This is a genomic window from Flavobacterium bernardetii (genome assembly GCF_011305415.1).
Lineage (GTDB): Bacteria > Bacteroidota > Bacteroidia > Flavobacteriales > Flavobacteriaceae > Flavobacterium > Flavobacterium bernardetii.
Genome location: NZ_JAANOQ010000004.1, coordinates 170,126 through 193,025 on the forward strand (window position 1 = coordinate 170,126; position 22,900 = coordinate 193,025).

Sequence of the window (22,900 nt, forward strand, 5' to 3'; positions counted from 1 at the left end):
TGTAAAGAAGCCAAATTTTTTTACTATATTTTAACATATTTGTAATTATCATGTGCTTAAATATGATTTAATTATAAAATTCTTAAATTTGCACTTTAAACTATAATTATGTGTCATTCAAAAATATCAGGCTTAGGTTATTATGTGCCAGAAAATGTTGTTACCAACGATGATTTATCAAAAATAATGGATACCAATGACGAATGGATTCAGGAAAGAACCGGAATTAAAGAACGTCGTCATGTAATTAGAGGAGAAGATACCACAACTTCAATGGGTGTAAAAGCCGCGGAAATTGCTATTCAACGTGCCAATGTGGCTAAAGAAGATATTGATTTTGTGATTTTTGCTACACTTTCACCAGATTATTATTTCCCAGGTCCAGGCGTTTTAGTACAACGCGATTTAGGTTTAAGAACAGTTGGTGCATTAGATGTAAGAAATCAATGTTCCGGATTTGTATATGCCATTTCAATAGCGGATCAATACATAAAAACTGGGATGTATAAAAATATTTTAGTGATTGGTTCCGAAGTGCATTCTACAGGTTTAGATATGACAGATAGAGGTCGTGGTGTATCTGTAATTTTTGGAGATGGAGCAGGAGCAGCAGTTTTGTCAAGAGAAGAAGATGTAACCAAAGGAATTTTATCTACACATTTACATTCAGAAGGACAACACGCAGAAGAATTAGCATTAGTTGCACCAGGAATGGGGAAAAGATGGGTGACAGATATTATTGCAGATAACGATCCAAATGACGAAAGTTATTATCCTTATATGAATGGACAATTTGTATTTAAAAATGCAGTCGTTCGTTTTAGCGAAGTGATTAATGAAGGTTTACAAGCAAATAATTTAGAAGTTTCAGATATCAACATGTTAGTGCCGCATCAGGCGAATTTAAGAATTTCTCAATTCATACAACAGAAATTTAAATTGTCAGATGATCAAGTGTACAATAATATTATGAATTACGGAAATACAACCGCAGCTTCAATTCCAATTGCTTTAACAGAAGCTTGGGAAAAAGGTAAAATTAAGAGTGGCGATTTAGTAGTTTTAGCTGCTTTCGGTTCTGGTTTTACTTGGGGAAGCGTGATTATTAGATGGTAATTTCATTATTGATTATAAAAAAAGCGTTCAGGATACTTGAACGCTTTTTTACTTCAAACTTCAAGCTTCATGCTTCTTTAAAACATTCCGCCACCACCTTGAGTTTCTTGTTTGTCTCTTTGTTTTCTTTGTAATTCTCTGTTTTTTCCACCACCAAAATTGTAGTTTAATCCTAAGTAGAATGTTCTACTTTCCCAGTGGAATTCACCAACGCTTTTGTATGGAATACTACCTTCAAATCCAAAATGCATCGTATTGAAAACGTCATTTAAACGAGCAGAAAGTGTACCTTTTCCTTTTAAGATAGAGTAATTCGCACCTAAATCCATTTTATACATCGCTTTTCTTTCAAATTGAAGTCCTAAATCTCTTCCTCTATACATTCCAAATAAATTGAACTTTAAGTTTTTTGTAGCAGTAAAAGTGTTGTTCATTCTTGCGTTAAAAGTAGCCACGTCAACTTCTCCGTTTTCCATAGCTCCATTGTCTAGGTTCTCAACTGTTCCTCTAACTGTTTTAAAATACACATCAGCACTAGCGTTTGTAGACCACCATTTAGTTAATTTCAAATTCGCATTAACTTCTAAACCTAATTGGTTGTTGTCCTTAAAATTGTCAAAAGACATAATATTAAAGTTCGTATCGTTTGGATCTGTGTAAATAACTCTCGTAATTTCTGCATTAATTAATCTGTAAAATACAGCAGAAGTTATAGAACCAATTTTCATGTTTCTTGTGTAATTTAATTCAAATGAGTTAGTAAACTGTGGTTCTAAAGCTGGATTTCCTCTTGATTCCATATTTACAGTTCTCCATTCTCTAATTGGATTAATTTGTCCGTTACTTGGTCGGTCAACACGTCTTGTGTAATTAACATTAAACGTATTTTTATCGTCCATTTTGTATGACAAATAAGTAGAAGGATAAACAGTGAAAATTTCATCGGTAATCACAATATTTGAATTTTCAGCAGGATCAGTTGAATTTTTAACAGGATGAGCATATAAATTATATAATTCAGCTCTAGCTCCAACTTGTGCACTAAATTTTCCGAAAGTCTTACTGTAATTAGTGTAAAAAGCGTGAATATTTCTATTGTAATCAAACTGGTTTAATGTAGTTTCAGTTGGTTGTAAATCATTAAATGTATTTTCTCCAGCTTGTAATCTGCTTTCGTAACCTAATTCTAATTTTGCTTTTTCTGAAAGTGGATTAACATAATCAATATTAAATTGTGAATAAGTTGATTTTCCATTAATGTCATTCAAACTGTAATCTCCATTTTTTACGAAATGAGATAAATCTTCATTGTTAGTTATAGAATGATTTACTTGAAAATCTATAGTTTCACCTTTTTTCTTAAAATTATGTTTGAAAGCTAAATCATAAGTTTGTGTCGTGTTTCCGTTATTATTCCAATTGTCTTGAGTTTCATCTGGTCGACTTAAATAATCGGAAAAAGTTTTCGATTGTCCTTTTCCATCAAAGAAATTTAAATTAGTAAAAAAAGATAAAGTATTGTTGTCGTTAATATAGTAATCGGCACCAAGTTTTACTAAATGTGAAGTGTTAACATTTGAAAATTTAAAATCTTGATAGTTTTCGTAAGTAAGTCTTTCACTATCTACAAAACCAAAATTTCTATTTTTTCCATGATTAAAACCATAATTTGTATAGAAATTTACTTTTCCAACTTTATAATTCAAGTTTACAGATTGATTCGTCTTTGGAGTCACACCAACTGTTAACCCAGATGTAATGCTTCCATTAAAACCCTTTTGACTGTTTTTATTCAAAATAATATTGATAATTCCACTATTTCCTTCTGGATTGTACTTTGCAGATGGATTAGTAATTAATTCAACTTGCTTAATTGAAGCAGACGGAATTTGTTGTAACAATTGTCCAGCATCAATATTGGTTGGTTTTCCGTCAATTAAAACTCTAACATTGCTGTTTCCACGTAAGCTTAATTCTTTAGTTTGCGGATCAATACTAACTGTTGGAATATTATTGAAAATTTCAGAAGCCGTAGTTCCCGAAGCAATTAAATCTTTTCCAATGGTAACTACTTTTCTATCTGCTTTTTGTTCAATTGTTGAGCGTTCTTTAACAATAGAAACTGTTTCTATCGTATTAGATTCTACTTCTAAAGTAATATTTCCAAAATTAATTTCTTTGCTTTCTTCAGATAAATTGATTGCTCTTGATGCATCTTTATATCCAATGAAATTTACCTTTAAGGTTAAGTTTTTTAATTCTAAGTTTTTGATTTCAAAACTTCCGTCTTCTTTAGTTGAAACTCCAGCTACTGGTTTCGTTCCATCCAAAACACTAACCGTTGAAAAGCCAACTGGCTCATTTGTTGTTTTGTCAATGATTTTTCCAGAAACAACACCTAGTTTGGTTTCTTGTGCCATCAAATTTGTGGCGACAAATAGCAATACAATGCTAAAAATTTTAATTAATTTCATTAGATTTTTTTTGATTATTAAAGTTGATTGATGATTTTTAAAAACGGTGCAAAACTATTTAACTATTGTTTATTCTTTGTTAATTGTTTACTAATAATTTTCGCGATTTTACTGTTAGACAAAATTTGTACATTTTTGTTACAAATCGACTTTTCAATTCGTTAAAAATTCTATCTTTGCACGCTATTAAAAAAACGATTATGTCTTTACAAGAACTACTTTCCGCACCCATTCAAAATGCCGTTGAACAACTGTTTCAAATTTCTATGGAACGCGTTGAATTTCAATCGACTAAAAAAGATTTTGAAGGTGATATCACTATGGTGGTTTTTCCATTGGTAAAACAGATTAAAGGAAATCCTGTAGAGATTGGAACAAAAATTGGTGAGTATTTAGTTGAAAATGTTGCTGAGGTAGCTAAATTCAACGTGGTTGCTGGGTTTTTAAATCTTGTAATTTCAGATAAATATTACCTAGAATATTTCAATAGTATAAAAAATACTGAAAAATTCGGATTCGTAACTCCTAAAGAAGGCGAAAAAGCGATTATGGTGGAATATTCTTCACCTAACACAAATAAACCTTTGCATTTAGGACACGTAAGAAATAATTTATTAGGTTATTCAGTTGCAGAAATCATCAAAGCTTCTGGAAAAAAAGTCTATAAAACACAAATTATCAACGACAGAGGAATTCATATTTGTAAATCTATGTTGGCTTGGCAGAAATTCGGAAACGGACAAACTCCAGAATCTACAGGTTTAAAAGGTGATAAATTGGTTGGGAATTTTTATGTGGAATTTGATAAAGCCTACAAAGTTGAAATTGCTGCTTTAATGGCAGAAGGGAAAACTGAAGAAGAAGCCAAAAAACAAGCACCACTTATTTTAGAAGCACAACAAATGCTTTTAGATTGGGAAAACGGAAAACCAGAAGTAATCGAGCTTTGGAAAACCATGAACCAATGGGTGTATGATGGTTTTGCTGTGACTTATAATAATTTAGGCGTAGATTTCGATAGTTATTATTATGAAAGTAATACGTATTTATTAGGAAAAGATGTAGTAGAAGAAGGTTTAAATAGTGGTGTTTTCTTTAGAAAAGAAGATGGTTCGGTTTGGATTGATTTAACGGCTGATGGTTTAGATGAAAAAATTGTATTGCGTTCAGATGGAACTTCTGTGTACATGACGCAAGATATCGGAACCGCTATCCAACGTGTTAGAGATTTTTCTGATATTGGTGGAATGGTATACACGGTTGGAAATGAGCAAGATTACCATTTTAAAGTATTGTTCTTAATTCTGAAAAAATTAGGTTACGATTGGTCACAACATTTATTCCATTTATCTTACGGAATGGTGGAATTACCAACTGGAAAAATGAAATCTCGTGAAGGAACAGTTGTAGATGCAGATGATTTAATGGAAGAAATGACGGCAACTGCGCAACAAATTTCTGAAGATTTAGGAAAATTAGAAGGGTATTCTGAAGAAGAAAAAGCAAGTTTATACAACACTATCGGTTTAGGCGCGTTGAAATATTACATGTTAAAAGTGGATCCGAAAAAACAAATGATGTTCAATCCTGAAGAATCAGTTGATTTTAATGGGAATACAGGACCATTTATTCAATATACTTACGCTCGTATTCAATCTATTTTAAGAAAAGCGACTTTCGATTATAGTAACGAAGTAACACTTGCTGATTTACACGAAAAAGAAAAAGAATTAATCAAACAAGTACAATTATTCCCTGAAGTAATTCAAAGTGCGGCAGAAAATCATAGTCCAGCTTTAGTTGCGAATTACACCTACGATTTAGTAAAAGAATTCAATTCCTTCTATCAAAATGTTTCGATTTTAGGAGAAGACAATTTAGATAAAAAAGTATTCAGAGTGCAATTATCAAATTCAGTAAGCAACGTAATCAAAAACGCTTTTGGATTATTAGGAATTAGTGTTCCTGAACGTATGTAACTTCGAGAACCTCAGTTACCGTGGCTTCAGATGTTGAGTGGGCTTAGTTCTCGAAGCCAAAATAAAAGGAATTTCATAAAAAAATAAACCCTTGCGAACTTTGCGAAATCCTTGCGAACTTTGCGGTTAAGAACAAATAAAAGTGAACCAAAACAAATCATATTTCTTTCAATCGTGGCTAATTGTAGTAATTGCAATTGCATCTTTTATTGGATTTAAGTCGTTTTTACCTAAAAAACTTTTTCCAGATTCTACTGCCAATAGTAAAAATGTTGTGGTGGATAGTTTGATGTTAGAAGCGGTTGCAGAAAGCGGAAATCTTTCTGAAGAAGATACTTTGACAAACAAAACCATATCATTTGTTTCGAATCCACTTGGAATTAAATTTTCTAGTGAAAAATTCGAACAATATAAAGGGTATCAGTATTTGATTCCGTTTTTCGAAAAATTATACCAATTAGAAGTCAACAAAAAAGGAAAAGCGCGTATTGCATACTTCGGAGATTCTATGACCGATGGTGATATGATTGTGCAAGATGTTCGTACACAATTTCAAAGTATTTTTGGTGGAGAAGGTGTAGGTTTTGTAAATATTACATCAGAATCTGCAGGTTCAAGAGGTTCAATTATTCACGAATTTTCTCCAAACTGGAAAGCACAATCGTACTTAAAAACTAAAAGTCCTTTACGTTCATTTGGTGTAAATGGTTCGGTGTTTTTTGCAAAAGATACTGCTAATCCTACTTGGGTAAAATATAAAGCAGGAAGAAATCGTTTTTCAACATCCTTAAATACGCCAACTTTATTTTACGGAAGTTCAAAAAATAAAAAAGGAAGTTTACGTCAAATTTTCGGAAAAGATACGGTTTACAAAAAGTTGAATACCAATTCAATGTTGAATACAACTCAAGTTGCTGGTGATGTTAAAAATGTAAAAGTAAATTTCATAAATGCCGATTCGATTCCGTTTTATGGGTTTAATTTCGATAATGGAAAAGGAATTCATGTCGATAATTTTTCATCTCGTGGAAATTCTGGCTTACCATTAGGTTCGTTGAATGTTGATTTGATGAACGCCTTTCAACAAAAATTAGGCTACGATTTAATCATTCTACAATTTGGAACCAACGTATTGAATTATGGTTCGTTAAATTATTCTTGGTACGAAAGAAAAATGACTTCAGTTGTCAATCACGTAAAAGAATGTTTTCCAGGTGCAGCCATTTTAATCATCACAACAGCAGATAAAGCTACTAAATACGACATGCAAATGAAATCTGATTCGGCTGTTTCGCCTTTAGTGATGGCGCAAAAACGTTATGCAGTAAAATCAGAAGCTGGTTTAGTCAATTTATATACGTTAATGGGTGGCGATGGTTCGATGGTAAAATGGGTAGAAAATGTTCCAGCTAAAGCGAATAAAGATTACACGCATTTTAATCATAGAGGTGCGAAAGAAATTGCACAACTGATTTATAAACAAATAGATACAGGTTATCAAGAATATAAAAAATTACGAGCTTTGGCTAAGAAAAAAGCAAAACCAAAAGCGGTTGTAAGTGATACTGTTCCTGTAATTAACGATACTTTAAATGAATAAGTTTTTATATATATTACTTTTTGCAACCCTTGGTTTCTCGCAAACCGATTCGTTAAAAGTAGAAACAGATAGTATAACTGTTGCGATTGATACAGCAAATTTTGAAGCTTTTGGAAATGTAATTTTAAACGAAAAAGCCTTAGCTAATGTTTTTGAAAAGCTATATTTATTAGAAGAAAATCAAGATAGAAAAGTACGAATTGTTCATGTTGGCGATTCGCACATTCAAGCTGATTTGTTTACAGCTAAAATTCGTAGAAGAATGCAACAAGTTTTTGGAAATGCAGGTTTCGGATTCACTTTTCCATACAGTTTAGCAGGTACAAATAATAGTTCACCTATTCGTTTTACAGGTTCTGGCGGATTTTCAGCTGCAAGAAATTTATATGCAGATGCTTCCAAACCCGTTGGTGTAAGTGGAATTTCTTTCGAACCTAAACAAAAAAGTTTTCATATTGATATGTTAGTGAAAGATGCACAATTCGATTTTACAAAATTGAAAGTCATTTCTCCAAAAAACGAAAACATGTTTAATGTCGCTTTTGCTAAAAAAAGTTATACGACTCAGGAAAAAGTCGCGGTTAAAACTCCAGCAACCAGTTCTCACAAAATAAAACCAGGTGAAGTTTTAGGTGGAATTGCTGATAAATATAACATTTCGTTAAAACAATTAAAAGCAGCTAACGGATTGACATCGGACAATATTCGTGATGGAAAAGTTTTAAAAATTCCTGGTGGAAAATCGGTTACCACTTACAAAACGGTTTCTACGGTAAAATATGTTTACGAACCAATTGCTTTAGAAAATACACCAAATTCTAATAATTATACTTCAGTAAATCCAATCGATAAAATTACAATTATTGGAAATGAAAATGCGTCTGATTTTGCTTTAAACGGTTTAGTTTTAGAAAATGAAAAGCCTGGCGTGACTTATAGTGCAATCGGTGTTAATGGTGCGAAAAGTAACGATTATAATAAATTCCCATTATTTTTCGAACAATTACCTGCTTTAGAAGCCGATTTATATGTCATTTCTTTAGGAACAAATGAAAGTTTTGATAAGCAAGACATTGCTACTTATTTCGGAAATTTAAAAACGATGATTGACGGAATTAAACAAAAATGTCCAGAAGCCTCTATTTTAGTAACGACTTCACCACCATCAGTTTTACATAGAAAACATAAAAATATTTACATAGAAAAATATGCTGAAAAAATCATAGAAATGGCACCAACTGAAAAGTATGCCGTTTGGAATTTATTAGATGTTTTTGGTGGAAATAAAAATATAAATATCAATTCGAGAATGGGTTTGATGGCTCGAGATAAAGTTCATTATTCCAATGCAGGTTATGAAAAACAAGGAGAATTGTTTTTTGACGCCTTCATACAATCTTACGAATTATTTAAATCAGAAAAATAAAGAAGCGTGTTACAAGAATGGTTTTATAAAAATATAGGCAAAATTACTCCAGAAGTAGTTGAAAAATGGTTCGTTTATAACGAAAAAGAACCGTTGCTTTTTAATACGGGCTTATTTTTAGGTTTGTTTTTAGTCTTTTATTTTTGGTATATTTTACTAAGAAAAGCAGATACAATGCGAATGGTTTACGTAATTTTGTTTTCGCTGTTTTTCTATTATAAATCGAGTGGAATTTACTTTTTATTGCTTCTAGGTTCGGCGGTTGTCGATTATAATTTAGGTAATTTAGTTCATCGAACTACGAGTATTATCAATAAAAAATTATGCCTGACTTTTAGTATTATTCTAAACTTAGGATTTTTAGGCTATTTCAAATACAGTAATTTCTTAGTTGATATTACAAATAATTTAACGGGTGGAAAATTAGCCTTTTTTGATGTGATTTTGCCAGTTGGAATTTCGTTTTATACCTTTCAATCTATAAGTTATATTATTGAAGTCTACCGCAAAGAAATCGAACCGACAAAACGCTTTGTAGATTATTTGTTTTTCGTATCGTTTTTCCCGCAATTAGTCGCCGGACCAATCGTTAGAGCGAAAGATTTCTTACCGCAAATTTATCAGAAATTAAACGTTACTCAAGAAGATATTAACCGCGCGTTTCTTTTAATTATTGGTGGATTAATTAAGAAAACAGTCATTTCAGATTATATTTCTTTAAACTTTGTAGATCGTGTTTTCGATTTGCCAAATAGTTACACGCCTTTCGAAAATTTAATGGCTTCTTACGGATATACGATTCAAATTTATTGTGATTTTTCAGGATATTCTGACATGGCAATCGGTGTGGCCTTATTGTTAGGTTTCAAATTACCAACCAACTTCCGTTCACCATATAAATCAACTTCTATCACTGATTTCTGGCGTCGTTGGCACATTTCATTATCCACTTGGTTAAAGGATTTTTTATATATTTCAGTAGGAGGAAACCGTTACGGAACTTTTGCAGGATTTTTATTTCCAGGTTTGTTTTTCTTCGGATTAATCCTTTGGGGAATTTCGTATTCTCAAACTAGTACTATTCCTTTAATCATAGCTATTGCTTCAACTGTAATATTCATTTTCACTTTCTTGTTTTCAAAAGAAAAGGAAAAAACAATGTACACTAATGTCAACTTAATGACTACAATGTTATTAGGCGGATTATGGCACGGAGCAAGTTTACGTTTCATAATTTGGGGTGCTTTACACGGAATGGCTTTGGCTGTTCATAAAATATTTTTAGAATATTACCCGCCAACAAAACGTAAAATATTCTTTTTAACTCCGTTTTTAAAGTTTTTTGCAATCGTTGTTACGTTTCATTTTGTGGCTTTTTGTTGGATTTTCTTCCGCGCAAAAGATTTCACAACCGCCTTACAAATCATTCAAAATATTGGAAAAGTAACTTTTGATTTCAATCAGTGGTTAACCATTATTCAAGGGTATCAAAACGTATTTATCTTAATGTTCTTAGGTTATTTTTGGCATTATATTCCTGAAAAAGTTACTGTTGCAATTCAAAATGTATTCAAGGCGATGCCTCTTATTACAAGAGCCATTGTTTTAGGATTAGTTTTTTGGTTGGTTTTTGCGACTGCAGCTGCCGGACCACAACCTTTTATTTATTTCCAATTTTAGACTGTAATCTTTGTTACAAAGAGTTGTTTATAGTTGTTATATCTTTACAGAAATATTTAAAACTATGAAAAAAATATTGTTTTCTAATTGGCATTTTATGCGTTTTTTCAGAATTGCAATTGCCTTATTTTGCGCTTATACAGCATATGTGCAAAATCAATGGATTTTTATTGCTTTTGGGTTTTTCTTTTTATTTCAAGCGATTTTTAATTTAGGATGTGGAGCAAACGGTTGTAATATACCAACTAAAAAAAATAACGATGAGTAAGTTTCAAGAATTAATTAACGGAAATAAACCTGTTTTAATTGACTTTTTTGCTACTTGGTGCGGACCTTGTCAAGCTTTAGCTCCAATTTTAGTGGATACGAAAGAAGATTTAGGAGATACAGTTAGTATCATTAAAATTGATGTGGATAAAAACCAAGAAATCGCAGCTCAATTTCAAGTAAAAGGTGTGCCAACTATGATGTTGTTTCAAAACGGAAAAATGTTATGGAGACAATCAGGTGTGGTTTCTAAAAATGAAATTGTTAGCATCGTGAAACAAAAAACCAATGTTTAAAAAGTATCAACTTACTATTTTAGGAATTTTACTTGGTGCAATTTTCGGCTATTTGTATTATTACTATGTTGGTTGCGCTACAGGAACTTGCAATATTACTTCAAAACCTTTGAATAGTACTTTATATGGTGCTATGATGGGCGGATTATTGTTTAATATTTTCGAAAAGAAACCTAAAAAGAATATCGAATAAATGCATTTAATCTTTTATTCTCTAATTTATGAATTAATTGATTCAGTGACAAATAATTGAATCATACTAATTATGGTATTTTTTCGTTATCTTTATAGTGTTTTTAAAATCTAATAATTATGAAAAAAATCAAATTAATTTCAGCTATCATATTTTTATTTATAGTTACTATTTTTTCGTCATGTAGTGATGAAGATGATGTAGCTGTAAACAATAGTGTAGATCCAACTCCAGTTATTAATACGGTTAATACAGGTACATGGAGAATTACATTTTATCAAGACTCTGGTGTTGATGAAACTTCAGATTTCTCAGGATATAACTTTTCTTTTGGCGCAGGGAATATTCTTTCAGCAACCAATGGAACTAATACTTATACAGGAACTTGGTCGGTAACTTCAGATAATAGTAATGACGATAGTCCAAGTAATGATTTAGATTTCAATATTGCCTTTTCTGCACCTGCAAATTTTACTGAATTAACAGAAGATTGGAATGTTATTTCCTATACTGCAACCAGAATTCAGTTAATTCACGTGAGTGGTGGAGGTGGTGGAACTGATTATATTACCTTTGAAAAAAATTAAGAAAATTTTATCATTTTGATATATAAAATTTTATATATTTGAATTTCAATATAAATAATAAAGATTAATTTAAAAATAAATAACATGAAAAAAGTATTATCAATCGTTGCTTTAATGGCATTTATGGTTTCTTCAGCAACAGTAGTTGACTTCAAAGAAAAAGAAAAAGAAAAGAAAAAAACAGCTAAAACTGAAAAAGCTTGTACTGATAAAAAAGATGCAAAATCTTGTTCAACTTCAGCTAAAAAATCTTGTTGTTCAAAAAAATAATAAGTTTTTATTAAAAAAATTAACCGTTTATGAAAATAAGCGGTTTTTTTTATTTCAATAATTTGATATCTTAAAAATCAAATTGCTAAATTTGCATTTCATTAAAAAGCTCAATTATTATGTTTGATAATCTTACCGATAAGTTAGATAAAGCATTCCATATACTAAAAGGTCACGGAAAAATTACCGATGTAAATGTTGCCGATACTTTAAAAGAAGTGCGTCGTGCGTTGTTAGATGCCGATGTTAACTTTAAAATTGCTAAAGATTTTACCACTCGTGTAAAGGATAAAGCTATTGGAGAAAACGTATTAACGACATTACAACCAGGTCAATTATTGGTGAAATTAGTTAAGGATGAATTGACAGAATTAATGGGTGGCGATGTTGCCGGTGTTAATTTATCAGGAAATCCTACAGTAATTTTAATGTCGGGTTTACAAGGATCTGGTAAAACTACTTTTTCTGGTAAGTTAGCCAACTTCTTAAAAACAAAGAAAAACAAAAAACCTTTATTGGTTGCTTGTGATATTTATCGTCCTGCAGCAATTAACCAATTGCACGTTGTTGGAGATCAAATTGGTGTGGAAGTTTATTCTGAACCAGAAAATAAAAATGCAGTTTCTATTGCTGAAAATGCAATCAAACACGCGAAAGCAAACGGTTTCAATGTTGTTATTATTGATACGGCGGGTCGTTTAGCTGTTGATGAAGAAATGATGAACGAAATCGCAAACGTTCACAAAGCCATTCAACCTCACGAAACATTGTTCGTTGTTGATGCTATGACTGGTCAAGATGCTGTAAATACAGCAAAAGCCTTCAATGATAGATTAAACTTTGACGGTGTTATCTTAACTAAATTAGATGGAGATACTCGTGGTGGAGCTGCAATTTCTATTAAATCTGTTGTAAATAAACCTATAAAATTCATTGGTACTGGAGAAAAAATGGACGCCATTGACGTGTTCTATCCTTCTCGTATGGCGGAAAGAATTTTAGGAATGGGTGATGTGGTGTCTTTAGTAGAAAGAGCACAAGAACAATATGATGAAGAAGAAGCAAGAAAAATTCAGAAAAAAATCGCAAAAAACGAATTTGGTTTCGATGATTTCTTAGCGCAAATTCAGCAAATTAAAAAAATGGGAAGCATGAAAGACCTTGTTGGAATGATTCCTGGTGCTGGAAAAGCTTTAAAAGATGTTGAAATTGAAGATGATGCTTTCAAACATGTTGAAGCAATTATACAATCGATGACACCAAAAGAAAGAAGTAAACCTGCTATTATAGATGTAAAAAGAAAAACGCGTATTGCAAAAGGTGCTGGTAGAAAAATTGAAGAAGTAAATCAATTGATGAAACAGTTTGACCAAATGAGCAAAATGATGAAGATGATGCAAGGCGGTGGCGGAAAAAAATTAATGCAAATGATGGGCGGTAAAGGAATGCCATCTATGCCCGGAATGAAATAAAATTTGAAAGACGCGACTATTTGCGTCTTTTTTTATACGATTACAACAACTCACAATACAAATAAAATGCAACTACTAGACGGAAAAAAAGTATCAGAAGAAATTAAAAATGAAATTGCTGCGGAAGTAGCAAAAATGAAAGCTAACGGTGAAAAAGTACCGCATTTAGCTGCAATTATTGTAGGTAATGATGGGGCGAGTTTAACGTATGTTGGTAGTAAAGTAAAGGCTTGTGAAAGAGTAGGTTTTGAATCGACTTTAATTAAAATGCCAAGTACAACTTCTGAAACCGAATTACTTAAAAAAATTAAGGAATTAAACGAAGATGACAATATTGATGGGTTTATAGTGCAATTACCTTTGCCACCACAAATTGATACACAAGAAGTTATTATGGCCATTCGTCCTTCAAAAGATGTGGATGGATTTCATCCTGAAAACTTCGGAAAAATGGCGTTGGATATGAGTACATTTATACCAGCAACACCTTTCGGGATTTTAGAATTGTTAGAAAGATACAATGTTCAAACTCAAGGAAAACATACAGTTGTGATTGGTAGAAGTCATATTGTAGGTCGTCCAATGAGTATTTTGATGGGAAGAAAAGGTTTTCCAGGTAATTCAACTGTAACGGTTACACATACACATACTAAAAACATAACTCAAATTACGTCACAAGCAGATATCATTATTTCAGCTCTTGGGGTTCCAAATTATCTAAAAGCAGAAATGATTAAAGATGATGCGGTAATTATTGATGTGGGTATTACTCGTGTTGCTGATGAAACTTCAGAAAAAGGATATAAAATTGTGGGTGATGTAGATTTCGAAAATGTTTCTAAAAAAGCATCTTATATTACACCAGTTCCTGGTGGGGTTGGACCAATGACAATTGCTATGTTGTTAAAAAATACTTTAATAGCTAGAGCAAATAAAAAGTAAAATAGAATTATAATAAAAAAAGTCCTAATTTTAATTAATTGGGACTTTTTTTACGCTTTTTAGTATTTTTTTGACAACTGTTTATGTAGAAATATTAAGCTTTTCTTGTTCTTTTAATATCATGAATTTGTAAAACGTAAAGTGTGATAAGCCATAAAAAAAGATAACCATTTGGTAAATAGATTCGCTTTTAATATAGAATTTGTTGATGAAAAATGCGCCAATTTGAATGATAAAAAGTATGGAACTTATTAGTAGCCAGTAGCCTTTTAAATCAAAATTATTGTTAAAATGTATAATGGCAATACCTCCAATGATTGACGTGATTAGTGCATTTAAAATCCAAATATAAAACGAGTCTCCTAACGAGTGTAAAACCAATTCAATTATATAAAGAAATAAAACAAAAAAAGGTAAACAGGCTAAACTTATGGCTAAACGATTTTCTTTTGTGATTAAAGGTACTAAGATTATTAATAAAAGAAGTTTATAACCTAGTGAAGAAATACTGCCATACATAAATAAGTCTGGATTTCCACTCGCAAATAAGTATGAAGCTAATTGATAGAGTAATAAGGAAGTTATATAAATGAAGTTGTTCTTACCTGTAAATAAGTATAATATTAGAAGTATTGGAATTCTCGAAAACCAAAAAATAGTTTCTGCGGATGTGAATTTTAAAAAAGAACAAATACTATAAAGTACTAAGTTTAAGAAATAAACTAGTATTAGAATATTAATAGTGTTTTTGTTATTCTGAAAAATTTTAATCATTTAGATATCAAAGTTGTTTTGTAAAACTTGCTAATTCAAATGTGTTGTTAGTTTTATAAAGATAGTTTATTTTTCATAATTTATAAAATCTGTAAATTGAATTTGAGATTTTATGAAATAACAATACCTCTAAATAGCTAGGGTTGCTATTTAGAGGTATTGTTATTTCATTTAATTTGACTTCTTATTTTGTAAAAGAAACTTTCTTTTTGTTTAAAATATAGAATGCAAAAACGATTCCTACAACCGCTAACCAAATAATTTGACCATTAATTGGAGCTGGAAGTGGGTCTGGATCTGCTGGTGGATCAACTGGTTGAGCCGTTGCTAAGAAACTTATGAAAGTTGTGAAAACTGTCAAGTATACTTTAAGTAGGTTATTTTTCATTTTATGTTTAGGTTATGGGCGTTCTTTATTGAATTAACAAAAATAGGAAAAAAAACTAAAAATGAAAGTTTTATTTAAAAAACTAAATAAAAAAGTGTTTTTATTCGAAATATAGGCATTCTATTTCTAAAATTTTAGTTAATATATCTTCAATTAGTTGTTTAATTGTAATCATTTCATATTTTTGCTTGTTGCAAACAAAACCTGATGAAAACAATGTAATCGCTCATAAAAATGAGTTTGCTTTTGCAGACTCAAAATAAGAACAAGCGATACCATAATGACCAAAAAAAAGAAATAAATAGTAACATATGAAATTACAAAACATTTTTTTAGCATTATTTTTAGCCTTTAGCTTTAATTCATTTGCTCAGAATTCTAAAGATGTACTTTTTACAATTGATAATAATTCTTATAAAATAGATGAATTTAAACGAATTTATCTTAAGAATTTAGATTTAGTTAAGGATGATTCTCAAAAAGATCTAAATCAATATTTAGATTTATTTATTGGTTACAAATTAAAAGTAAGCAAAGCTTATAAATTAGGATTGCAAAATAATTCTAAATATCAAAATGAGTTGAGTTCGTATAGAAATCAACTTTCAAAAACATATTTAAATGATTCTAAAGTTACGAATCAATTAATTGAAGAAGCTTACAATAGAAGCTTGAAAGAAGTAAAAGCGTCACATATTTTAATTTCATTTGACGAAAATATTAAAGGTGCGGATACATTAGCATTTTATAATAAGGCTTTAGATTTAAAGAAAAGAATCGAAAAAGGTGAAAATTTTGAAACGGTTGCAATTGCAAATTCTCAAGATCCATCAGTTGCTGATAATAAAGGTAATTTAGGTTATTTTTCAGCTTTCAGAATGGTTTATCCGTTTGAATGTGCAGCATATAAAACAAAAATTGGTCAAATTTCAAATCCTGTTAGAACCCGTTTTGGTTACCATATTATTAAAGTAACTGATGTTAGAGATAATAAAGGTGAAGTTACAGTTGCGCATATAATGATTTTAAATCCAACAGATGCAACGGCAGAAACAACTGCAAAAGCAAAACAAACAATTGATGATATTTATAAAAAAATTCAGCAAGGTGAAAGTTTTGAAGCATTAGCAACACAGTTCTCTGAAGATAAGTCGAGTGCTGCAAAAGGGGGAGTTTTACAACGTTTTGGAACAGGACAATTAAGTTCTGAAGCTTTTGAAAACACAGCCTTTTCATTAGTAAACAAAGGTAATATTTCTCAACCATTTGAATCTGGTTTTGGTTGGCATATCGTGAAATTAATTGAAAAACATCCTGTAAAAACATTTGACGAATCTAAAGTAGAGTTAGAGTCTAAAATTAAAAGAGATGAGCGCTCTATAATTATTACAAATACTTTAGCAAACAAGTTGAAATCTAAATACGCAGTTGAAACAAATAAAATTCAATATCAAAATGTTGAAAAAATTGTGAACGACGCTGTTTATAGTCAAACTTGGGAAATTCCTAAAGAAAGTAATACAATTAAAGGTGATGTTTTAGTGATTGATAAAAATAAAAAAGTGGAAACAAATTCTTTTGTAAACTTTATTCATTCACAACAAAAAAATAAATTAACAACTAAGCCAGTTAAAAAACTAGTTGCAGAATTATATGAATCTTGGAAAGGAGAACAATTAATTGCTTATTATAATGATAATTTAGAAAATGAATTTTCTGAATTTAAAAATGTAATGGACGAATACAGAGATGGATTGTTGTTGTTCGATTTAATGGAAAAAGAAATTTGGGCAAAATCTAAATCAGACACCATTGGTTTACAAAAATATTACGAAACTAATAAGTCTAAATACAATTGGAAAGAAAGATATGATGTAGATGTTTTATCTTCTACGGATGCGAAAGTTATGGAAGCTGCTCAAAAAATGCTTCAAAAAGGAAAATCGATTGAAGATATTAAAGCTAAATATAATAAAGATAATAAAGTTGCCATTATGGTAAAATCGGGCTTATTTGAAAAAAACTATGATATTTTAGATAAAATTCCAACAATCACAAAAGGAGCAAATAATACATATAAAGATGCAAATTATAGTTTTGTAGTGAATGTTAAAAATATGAAAGCTGCGGAAACTAAATCTTTTGAGGATTGTAAGAGCAGAGTAATTAACGATTATCAACAATATTTAGAATCAACTTGGGTAGACGAATTGAAAAAAGAATTTTCAGTGAAAGTTAATCAAGACGTTTTTGAAATAGCAAAACAACAATTAAAATAGAATTTGAATGAAAATATTCGGATGTGTATGCAGTTTGCTTTTATTGTTTTCTTGCAATAAAGAAAGTAATAAGGATAAAGCAGATGCCATAGCCCGAGTAAATAATGAATATTTGTATCCTTCGGATTTAGAAAATTTAGTTCCGGCTGGTACACCAAAAAAAGATAGCATTGCAATTGTAAAGGATTTTATTAACAGATGGGCAACTCAACAATTGCTCATGAATAATGCTAATAAAAACATCAACAAAAACAAGCAAAATGAGCTTGACGGATTAATAGATCAATATAAAATGGATTTATATTCTAAAGCTTATTTGGAACAATTGGTAATTACAAAAATAGACACCGTAATCACCAATGAAGAAATTGAAAAATATTACAACACTAACAAAAACAATTTTAAAGCAAATAGTCCGTTAGTGAAGTTGAGATACATCAGCTTGGTAAAAGGAAATAATAAATTAAAAAGCATAAGTGCTAAGTTTTCAAGTTTTAAATCGAAAGATAAAAATGACTTAAAAAAATTAGCCATTCAGTTTAAAGATTACGCATTTAATGATAGTATTTGGGTTGATATTGATCAAGTGTACGAAAGATTGCCTTTTGTAAATCAAGACAATATGGCAAAATTTATTGATGTAGGAATATCCTATCAATATGCCGATTCAACATCAATTTGGTTAGTAAAAGTGAGAGATATGGTACAAAAAAACAGTATTGTCCCTTTGTCTTATATTTCGCCAACTATCAAACAAATTATTTTAAATAAAAGAAAAACAGATTTAATAAATAAAATTCAAACAGAAATAACAAATGACGCCATTAAAGACAATGATTTCGAAATTTTCAAATAAAAAAAGCATTTTAGCATTCGCATTCTTACTATTTTCAGTAGTAACTTTTGCGCAAAAGAAACAAAAAGTAGATGGTGTTGCAGCTGTTGTTGGTAATTATATCGTATTAGATTCTGATATTGATTTAATGTATTTAGAATTAAAATCTCAAGGCATTGATACTGAGAAAATTACTCGTTGCGAATTATTAGGAAAGCAATTAGAAGATAAATTATATGCGCACCAAGCCATTCAAGATAGTATAGTGGTAACAGATGAAGAAGTAAATTCTTTTATGGACAACCAAATGAATACAATGGTTGAGCAAATTGGTTCTAAAGAAAAATTGTTCGAATACTACAAGAAAAAAGACGAACAAGATTTTAGAAGTTATTTTTTCGAAATCATCAAAATGAACAAATTAACCAATCAAATGCAACGTAAAATTGTTGATGATGTTACGGTTACTCCTGATGAAGTAAAGCAATTTTTTAATAAAATTCCTGCAGATCAAGTTCCTACAATTAGTGCAGAAATAGAATTGTCACAAATTGTTGTAAAGCCAGTTGTAACAAAAGAGGACAAGCAAAAAGTTATTGATAAATTGAATGAAATAAGAAACGATGTTATCAATAATGGCGGAAGTTTTTATAGTAAAGCTGTAATTTATTCTGAAGATCCAGGTTCAAGTTCAAACGGTGGGTATTATAAAATTAATAAGAAAACACAGTTTGTAAAAGAGTTTAAAGATGTAGCTTTCCGTTTAAATGAAGGTGAAATTTCTGAACCTTTTGAAACTGATTTTGGATACCATATCATTCTTGTAGAAAAAATTATCGGTCAAGATATCGAATTACGTCATATTATTATTAGTCCAAAAGTGACTTCAAAAGCAACTAGCGATGCGTTAGAAAAAATGGAAAGTATTAAATCTAAAATTGAAAAAGGAGAAATTACTTTTGAAGCAGCAGCAAAAGCATCTTCAGACGATAAAGAAACAAGAACAAATGGTGGGCTTTTATTAAATCCTCGTACTTCTGAACCTCGTTTCGAAATTTCAAAATTAGATCCAGCTTTATATAATCAAATTAACGATTTGAAACAAGGAGAAGTTTCAAAAGTATTTTTAGATCAAGAAAGACAAGGTGGTAAATTCTTTAAAATTCTTAAAGTAAATAAAAAAACAGAAGAGCATAAAGCGGATTTTGGTACAGATTATATGAAAATTAAAGAATTAGCGCTTTCAGACAAACAATTCAATGAAATTGAAAACTGGAGAAAAGAAAATATCGAAAAAAACTATATTAAAGTAAGTGGCGATTATAAAGATTGTGCTTTCAGTAATAATTGGTTAAAAAAATAATTACTTTTATCTTTTTACTTTTACCTTTTATCTTAAAAAAAACATGTCAGACGTAGCAGCAATTGAAAAATTAGTCCAAAAACAAAAGCAGTTGAAACAAGAAATTGCTAAAGTTATTGTAGGTCAAGATGAAGTAGTCAATCAAATTGTGTTGAGTATTTTTTCTGGCGGACATGCACTTTTAGTTGGTGTGCCAGGATTAGCAAAAACCTTAATGGTAAACACAATTTCTGAAGCATTAGGATTAAATTTTAAACGTATTCAATTTACGCCAGATTTAATGCCTTCAGATATTTTAGGAAGTGAGATTTTAGATGAAACGCGTAATTTTAAATTTATAAAAGGACCAATTTTCTCTAATATTATTTTAGCAGATGAGATCAACAGAACACCACCAAAAACGCAAGCCGCTTTATTAGAAGCGATGCAAGAAAAATCGGTTACAGTTGCCGGACAAAGTTTTAAATTAGATTTGCCTTTTTTCGTATTAGCAACACAAAATCCAATTGAACAAGAAGGAACATATCCGTTGCCAGAAGCGCAATTAGACCGTTTTATGTTCGCCATAAATTTAGATTATCCAACATTTGAAGAAGAAGTTCAAGTTGTAAAAGCTACAACTTCTGATATTAAAGTGACTGTTAATCCATTATTTTCTGCTGAAGAAATTATAGAATATCAAAACTTAATTAGAAAAATTCCTGTTACAGATAATGTTATTGAATATGCTGTAACTTTAGTTTCTAAAACACGTCCAAATAATCCGTTAGCTACAGATTTTGTTAAAAATTATTTAGATTGGGGTGCTGGTCCACGTGCTTCACAAAGTTTAATTCTAGCTGCAAAAACAAATGCAGCTATTAACGGAAAATTTTCTCCAGATATTGAAGATGTTCAAGCCGTTGCTTTCGGAATTTTACGTCACAGAATCGTAAAAAACTACAAAGCAGACGCTGAAGGAATTTCTGAAGAAGATATTATTAGAAAATTATTTTAAAGATTTAATCTTTTATACTTTTTTTGAGTTTTTTTATTTCTTAAAATAAATTTTAGTATGTTTTTTAAATTAAAAATTTGTAAATTCAATTCTAAACATACTTTTGTTTATTTTATATTTTTCTTTTTATTGAATTTTTCTTTTGGATTTTCTCAATATCAATTTTTATTGACTGAAAAAAATATAGTTAATAAGATTAAATTTGAAGCTTTAATAAAAAAGCTTAACACTTCTAAAGATAAATCTTTATTTAAAAATGAATGTTATAAAATCAAAAAATTTGCCATAAATAAAAATGTAAAAGAATTAGAGTTAGAAATTGATTTTGAATTACTAAAAAATAAGATGTTAATCGAAATCAAGAACAACAAAAATAACTATAAGAAAAATACCCCACCAATTATTAAGCAATTAGATTTGCTTATAAAAAAAGCTAATGATTATAATTTATTTGACCTAAAAGCAAGAGTAATATTAATTAAATCAAAAATTTATTGGTTAATCTTGAAAAATTATGAATTAGCCTTTGAAACTTATTTTGATTTAGAAAAAGAACTATCAAGTTCTAATTTAATTGATTGTAATAATAAGGCAGTATGTTATCAAGCTATCGCTTCAGCTCATTTCTTTTTTAAGGATTATAAAAAAGCCATACATTATTATAAAAAAGCTATTCCAAATTCCAGAAAAAATATAAAAAAAAGTATCGTTAATAAGATTATTATCAATCTTAGTTATAGTTATTGTGATATAAGAAAAATAGACTCTGCTACATATTATTTAGAAAAAATTTTAAATGAAGATAATGGAGATGAGTGGAATGGTATTGCAAATGGAAATTTAGGTTATGTTTATTATTTGAAGAAAGATTACAATAGTGCCCATAAATTAATTTCTGAGTCTATTGAAATGTCATTAAAATATAAAGATAATATTGGAGCATCTTCTTCTTTAGTCGATTTATCAAATGTTTTAATTGAGCAAGGTGATGTTTTAAATGCGAAAAAAAAATTACAAGAGGCTGAAAGAATTTTAAAAACAGTTGAAGACGATACTGGTATGAAAGAAGTTTTGATGAAAGATTTATATTTTTCGTATAGTAACTGTTATAGAAGACTTAAAAATAATAATTTAGCCTTAATTTATTTAGATTCAAATTTGATTGCAAGGGATAAACTAAATATTCAATATAATAATTTAATATTAACAAGATCTGAGCAAAAGAACAGTTTACATAAAAACAGAATAAAAGAGCAAGTTTTAAAACAACAGCACCTTGAACAAAATTTCAAGTTATATTTTATATTAATTTGTTTAATTTTTATTTCTATAATTCTTATTAGTTCTTATTTTTATCAAAGAAGAAATTATAAAAAAGAAAAACATATACATGAATTGAAATTAGATTTTTTAAGTAAAGAAAAAGAAATAGCATTAAAAAATTTAAATAACTTTACCGAAAAATTAATTGAGCAAAATAAAATTATTGAATTATTAGAAAATCAATCTTCTGAAAAAAATACTATTGTAAATGAAATTAAGAAAAAAGCAATATTAACACTTGAAGATTGGGAAGAATTTCAAATTAAATTTGAAAAAGTACATTCAAGTTTTTTATCATCATTAAAAAATAGTTATATCGATTTAACACCTTCTGAGATTAGGTATTTAGCTTTGATGAAATTAGGATTAACAACTAAGCAAATGTCTACAATTTTAGGTATTTCTGAAAGTAGTGTTAGAGTTACTTTGCATAGAGTTTGTAAAAAAACACAAGTATTTAATAAAAAAGATTTAGAAAAATTAGTAAAAGATTTTAATTAGATTTTATTAAACTCTTTATTTAGTTTAAAACATTTTATAATTAATAAGTTGTGTTTCAAAACTAAATAAGTTTCGTGTACATCAATTTTTATATATTTATAGAAACTATAGACCTAGATGTTTCTATTGTTGTTATTT

20 protein-coding genes are annotated in these 22,900 nt (G+C 29.6%); 17 read left to right on the top strand and 3 right to left on the bottom strand.

Going from position 1 to position 22,900, the window contains the following annotated elements:
* Positions 1–108: 108 nt before the first annotated feature.
* Positions 109–1,116: a 3-oxoacyl-ACP synthase III family protein gene (locus G6N05_RS09285; protein ID WP_166127464.1), complete on the top strand. Its 1,008-nt coding sequence runs from the start codon at positions 109–111 to the stop codon at positions 1,114–1,116.
* A gap of 77 nt (positions 1,117–1,193) precedes the next feature.
* On the opposite strand, the gene G6N05_RS09290 is transcribed toward G6N05_RS09285, so the two are convergent.
* Positions 1,194–3,590: an outer membrane beta-barrel family protein gene (locus tag G6N05_RS09290; protein ID WP_166127469.1), complete on the bottom strand. Its 2,397-nt coding sequence runs from the start codon at positions 3,588–3,590 to the stop codon at positions 1,194–1,196.
* Between the two features lie 200 nt (positions 3,591–3,790).
* On the opposite strand from G6N05_RS09290, the gene argS reads away from it, so the two are divergent.
* The 11 genes from argS to G6N05_RS09345 all read left to right on the top strand — a co-directional run bounded on the left by argS (position 3,791) and on the right by G6N05_RS09345 (position 14,302).
* Positions 3,791–5,569, top strand: coding sequence for an arginine--tRNA ligase (gene argS, locus G6N05_RS09295; protein WP_166127472.1), 1,779 nt, complete (start codon positions 3,791–3,793; stop codon positions 5,567–5,569).
* Positions 5,570–5,711: 142 nt separating this feature from the next.
* Positions 5,712–7,169 (top strand): SGNH/GDSL hydrolase family protein, encoded by a 1,458-nt coding sequence (locus G6N05_RS09300; protein ID WP_166127477.1) that lies wholly within the window; start codon positions 5,712–5,714, stop codon positions 7,167–7,169.
* Positions 7,162–8,595, top strand: a complete 1,434-nt coding sequence (locus G6N05_RS09305; protein WP_166127481.1) for a GDSL-type esterase/lipase family protein — start codon at positions 7,162–7,164, stop codon at positions 8,593–8,595. Before G6N05_RS09300 ends, G6N05_RS09305 begins: the two co-directional genes overlap by 8 nt.
* A 6-nt stretch (positions 8,596–8,601) precedes the next feature.
* Complete coding sequence (locus G6N05_RS09310) at positions 8,602–10,275, top strand: MBOAT family O-acyltransferase (RefSeq protein WP_166127485.1); 1,674 nt, start codon at positions 8,602–8,604, stop codon at positions 10,273–10,275.
* A gap of 64 nt (positions 10,276–10,339) precedes the next feature.
* Positions 10,340–10,543: a hypothetical protein gene (locus tag G6N05_RS09315; protein ID WP_166127489.1), complete on the top strand. Its 204-nt coding sequence runs from the start codon at positions 10,340–10,342 to the stop codon at positions 10,541–10,543.
* Positions 10,536–10,838 carry a thioredoxin gene (trxA, locus tag G6N05_RS09320; RefSeq protein ID WP_166127493.1) on the top strand — a complete coding sequence of 101 codons (303 nt, stop codon included), beginning with the start codon at positions 10,536–10,538 and terminating at the stop codon, positions 10,836–10,838. Before G6N05_RS09315 ends, trxA begins: the two co-directional genes overlap by 8 nt.
* The gene (locus G6N05_RS09325; RefSeq protein ID WP_166127497.1) at positions 10,831–11,031 is read left to right on the top strand and encodes a DUF6132 family protein; all 201 of its coding nucleotides are present in this window, start codon (positions 10,831–10,833) and stop codon (positions 11,029–11,031) included. The genes trxA and G6N05_RS09325 overlap by 8 nt, the downstream gene beginning before the upstream one ends.
* A 119-nt stretch (positions 11,032–11,150) precedes the next feature.
* The gene (locus G6N05_RS09330) at positions 11,151–11,618 is read left to right on the top strand and encodes a hypothetical protein (protein ID WP_166127501.1); all 468 of its coding nucleotides are present in this window, start codon (positions 11,151–11,153) and stop codon (positions 11,616–11,618) included.
* An 84-nt stretch (positions 11,619–11,702) separates the two neighbouring features.
* Positions 11,703–11,888 carry a hypothetical protein gene (locus G6N05_RS09335; protein WP_166127505.1) on the top strand — a complete coding sequence of 62 codons (186 nt, stop codon included), beginning with the start codon at positions 11,703–11,705 and terminating at the stop codon, positions 11,886–11,888.
* A gap of 119 nt (positions 11,889–12,007) precedes the next feature.
* Positions 12,008–13,360 carry a signal recognition particle protein gene (gene ffh, locus G6N05_RS09340; protein WP_166127508.1) on the top strand — a complete coding sequence of 451 codons (1,353 nt, stop codon included), beginning with the start codon at positions 12,008–12,010 and terminating at the stop codon, positions 13,358–13,360.
* Between the two features lie 66 nt (positions 13,361–13,426).
* Complete coding sequence (locus G6N05_RS09345) at positions 13,427–14,302, top strand: bifunctional 5,10-methylenetetrahydrofolate dehydrogenase/5,10-methenyltetrahydrofolate cyclohydrolase (RefSeq protein WP_166127511.1); 876 nt, start codon at positions 13,427–13,429, stop codon at positions 14,300–14,302.
* A gap of 81 nt (positions 14,303–14,383) precedes the next feature.
* Here the strand turns inward: G6N05_RS09345 and G6N05_RS09350 are convergent, their stop codons facing one another.
* Together G6N05_RS09350 and G6N05_RS09355 are read right to left on the bottom strand one after the other, a co-directional pair.
* Positions 14,384–15,076 (bottom strand): hypothetical protein, encoded by a 693-nt coding sequence (locus G6N05_RS09350; protein ID WP_166127515.1) that lies wholly within the window; start codon positions 15,074–15,076, stop codon positions 14,384–14,386.
* Between the two features lie 184 nt (positions 15,077–15,260).
* The gene (locus G6N05_RS09355) at positions 15,261–15,464 is read right to left on the bottom strand and encodes a hypothetical protein (protein WP_166127518.1); all 204 of its coding nucleotides are present in this window, start codon (positions 15,462–15,464) and stop codon (positions 15,261–15,263) included.
* 311 nt (positions 15,465–15,775) lie between these two features.
* Between G6N05_RS09355 and G6N05_RS09360 the strand changes: the two genes are divergently transcribed.
* From G6N05_RS09360 to G6N05_RS09380, 5 genes are read left to right on the top strand one after another with little or no spacing between them, the layout of a single operon-like run.
* On the top strand, positions 15,776–17,743 hold the full coding sequence (locus tag G6N05_RS09360) for a peptidylprolyl isomerase (RefSeq protein ID WP_166127532.1): 1,968 nt from the start codon (positions 15,776–15,778) through the stop codon (positions 17,741–17,743).
* A gap of 7 nt (positions 17,744–17,750) precedes the next feature.
* On the top strand, positions 17,751–18,599 hold the full coding sequence (locus G6N05_RS09365) for a peptidylprolyl isomerase (protein WP_166127536.1): 849 nt from the start codon (positions 17,751–17,753) through the stop codon (positions 18,597–18,599).
* Entirely contained in the window at positions 18,559–19,941 is a 1,383-nt protein-coding gene (locus G6N05_RS09370) for a peptidylprolyl isomerase (protein ID WP_225875148.1), read from the top strand. The genes G6N05_RS09365 and G6N05_RS09370 overlap by 41 nt, the downstream gene beginning before the upstream one ends.
* A gap of 43 nt (positions 19,942–19,984) precedes the next feature.
* Complete coding sequence (locus G6N05_RS09375) at positions 19,985–20,938, top strand: AAA family ATPase (RefSeq protein WP_166127540.1); 954 nt, start codon at positions 19,985–19,987, stop codon at positions 20,936–20,938.
* Positions 20,939–20,995: 57 nt separating this feature from the next.
* On the top strand, positions 20,996–22,762 hold the full coding sequence (locus G6N05_RS09380; RefSeq protein WP_166127544.1) for a tetratricopeptide repeat protein: 1,767 nt from the start codon (positions 20,996–20,998) through the stop codon (positions 22,760–22,762).
* The last annotated feature ends 138 nt before the right edge of the window (positions 22,763–22,900 follow it).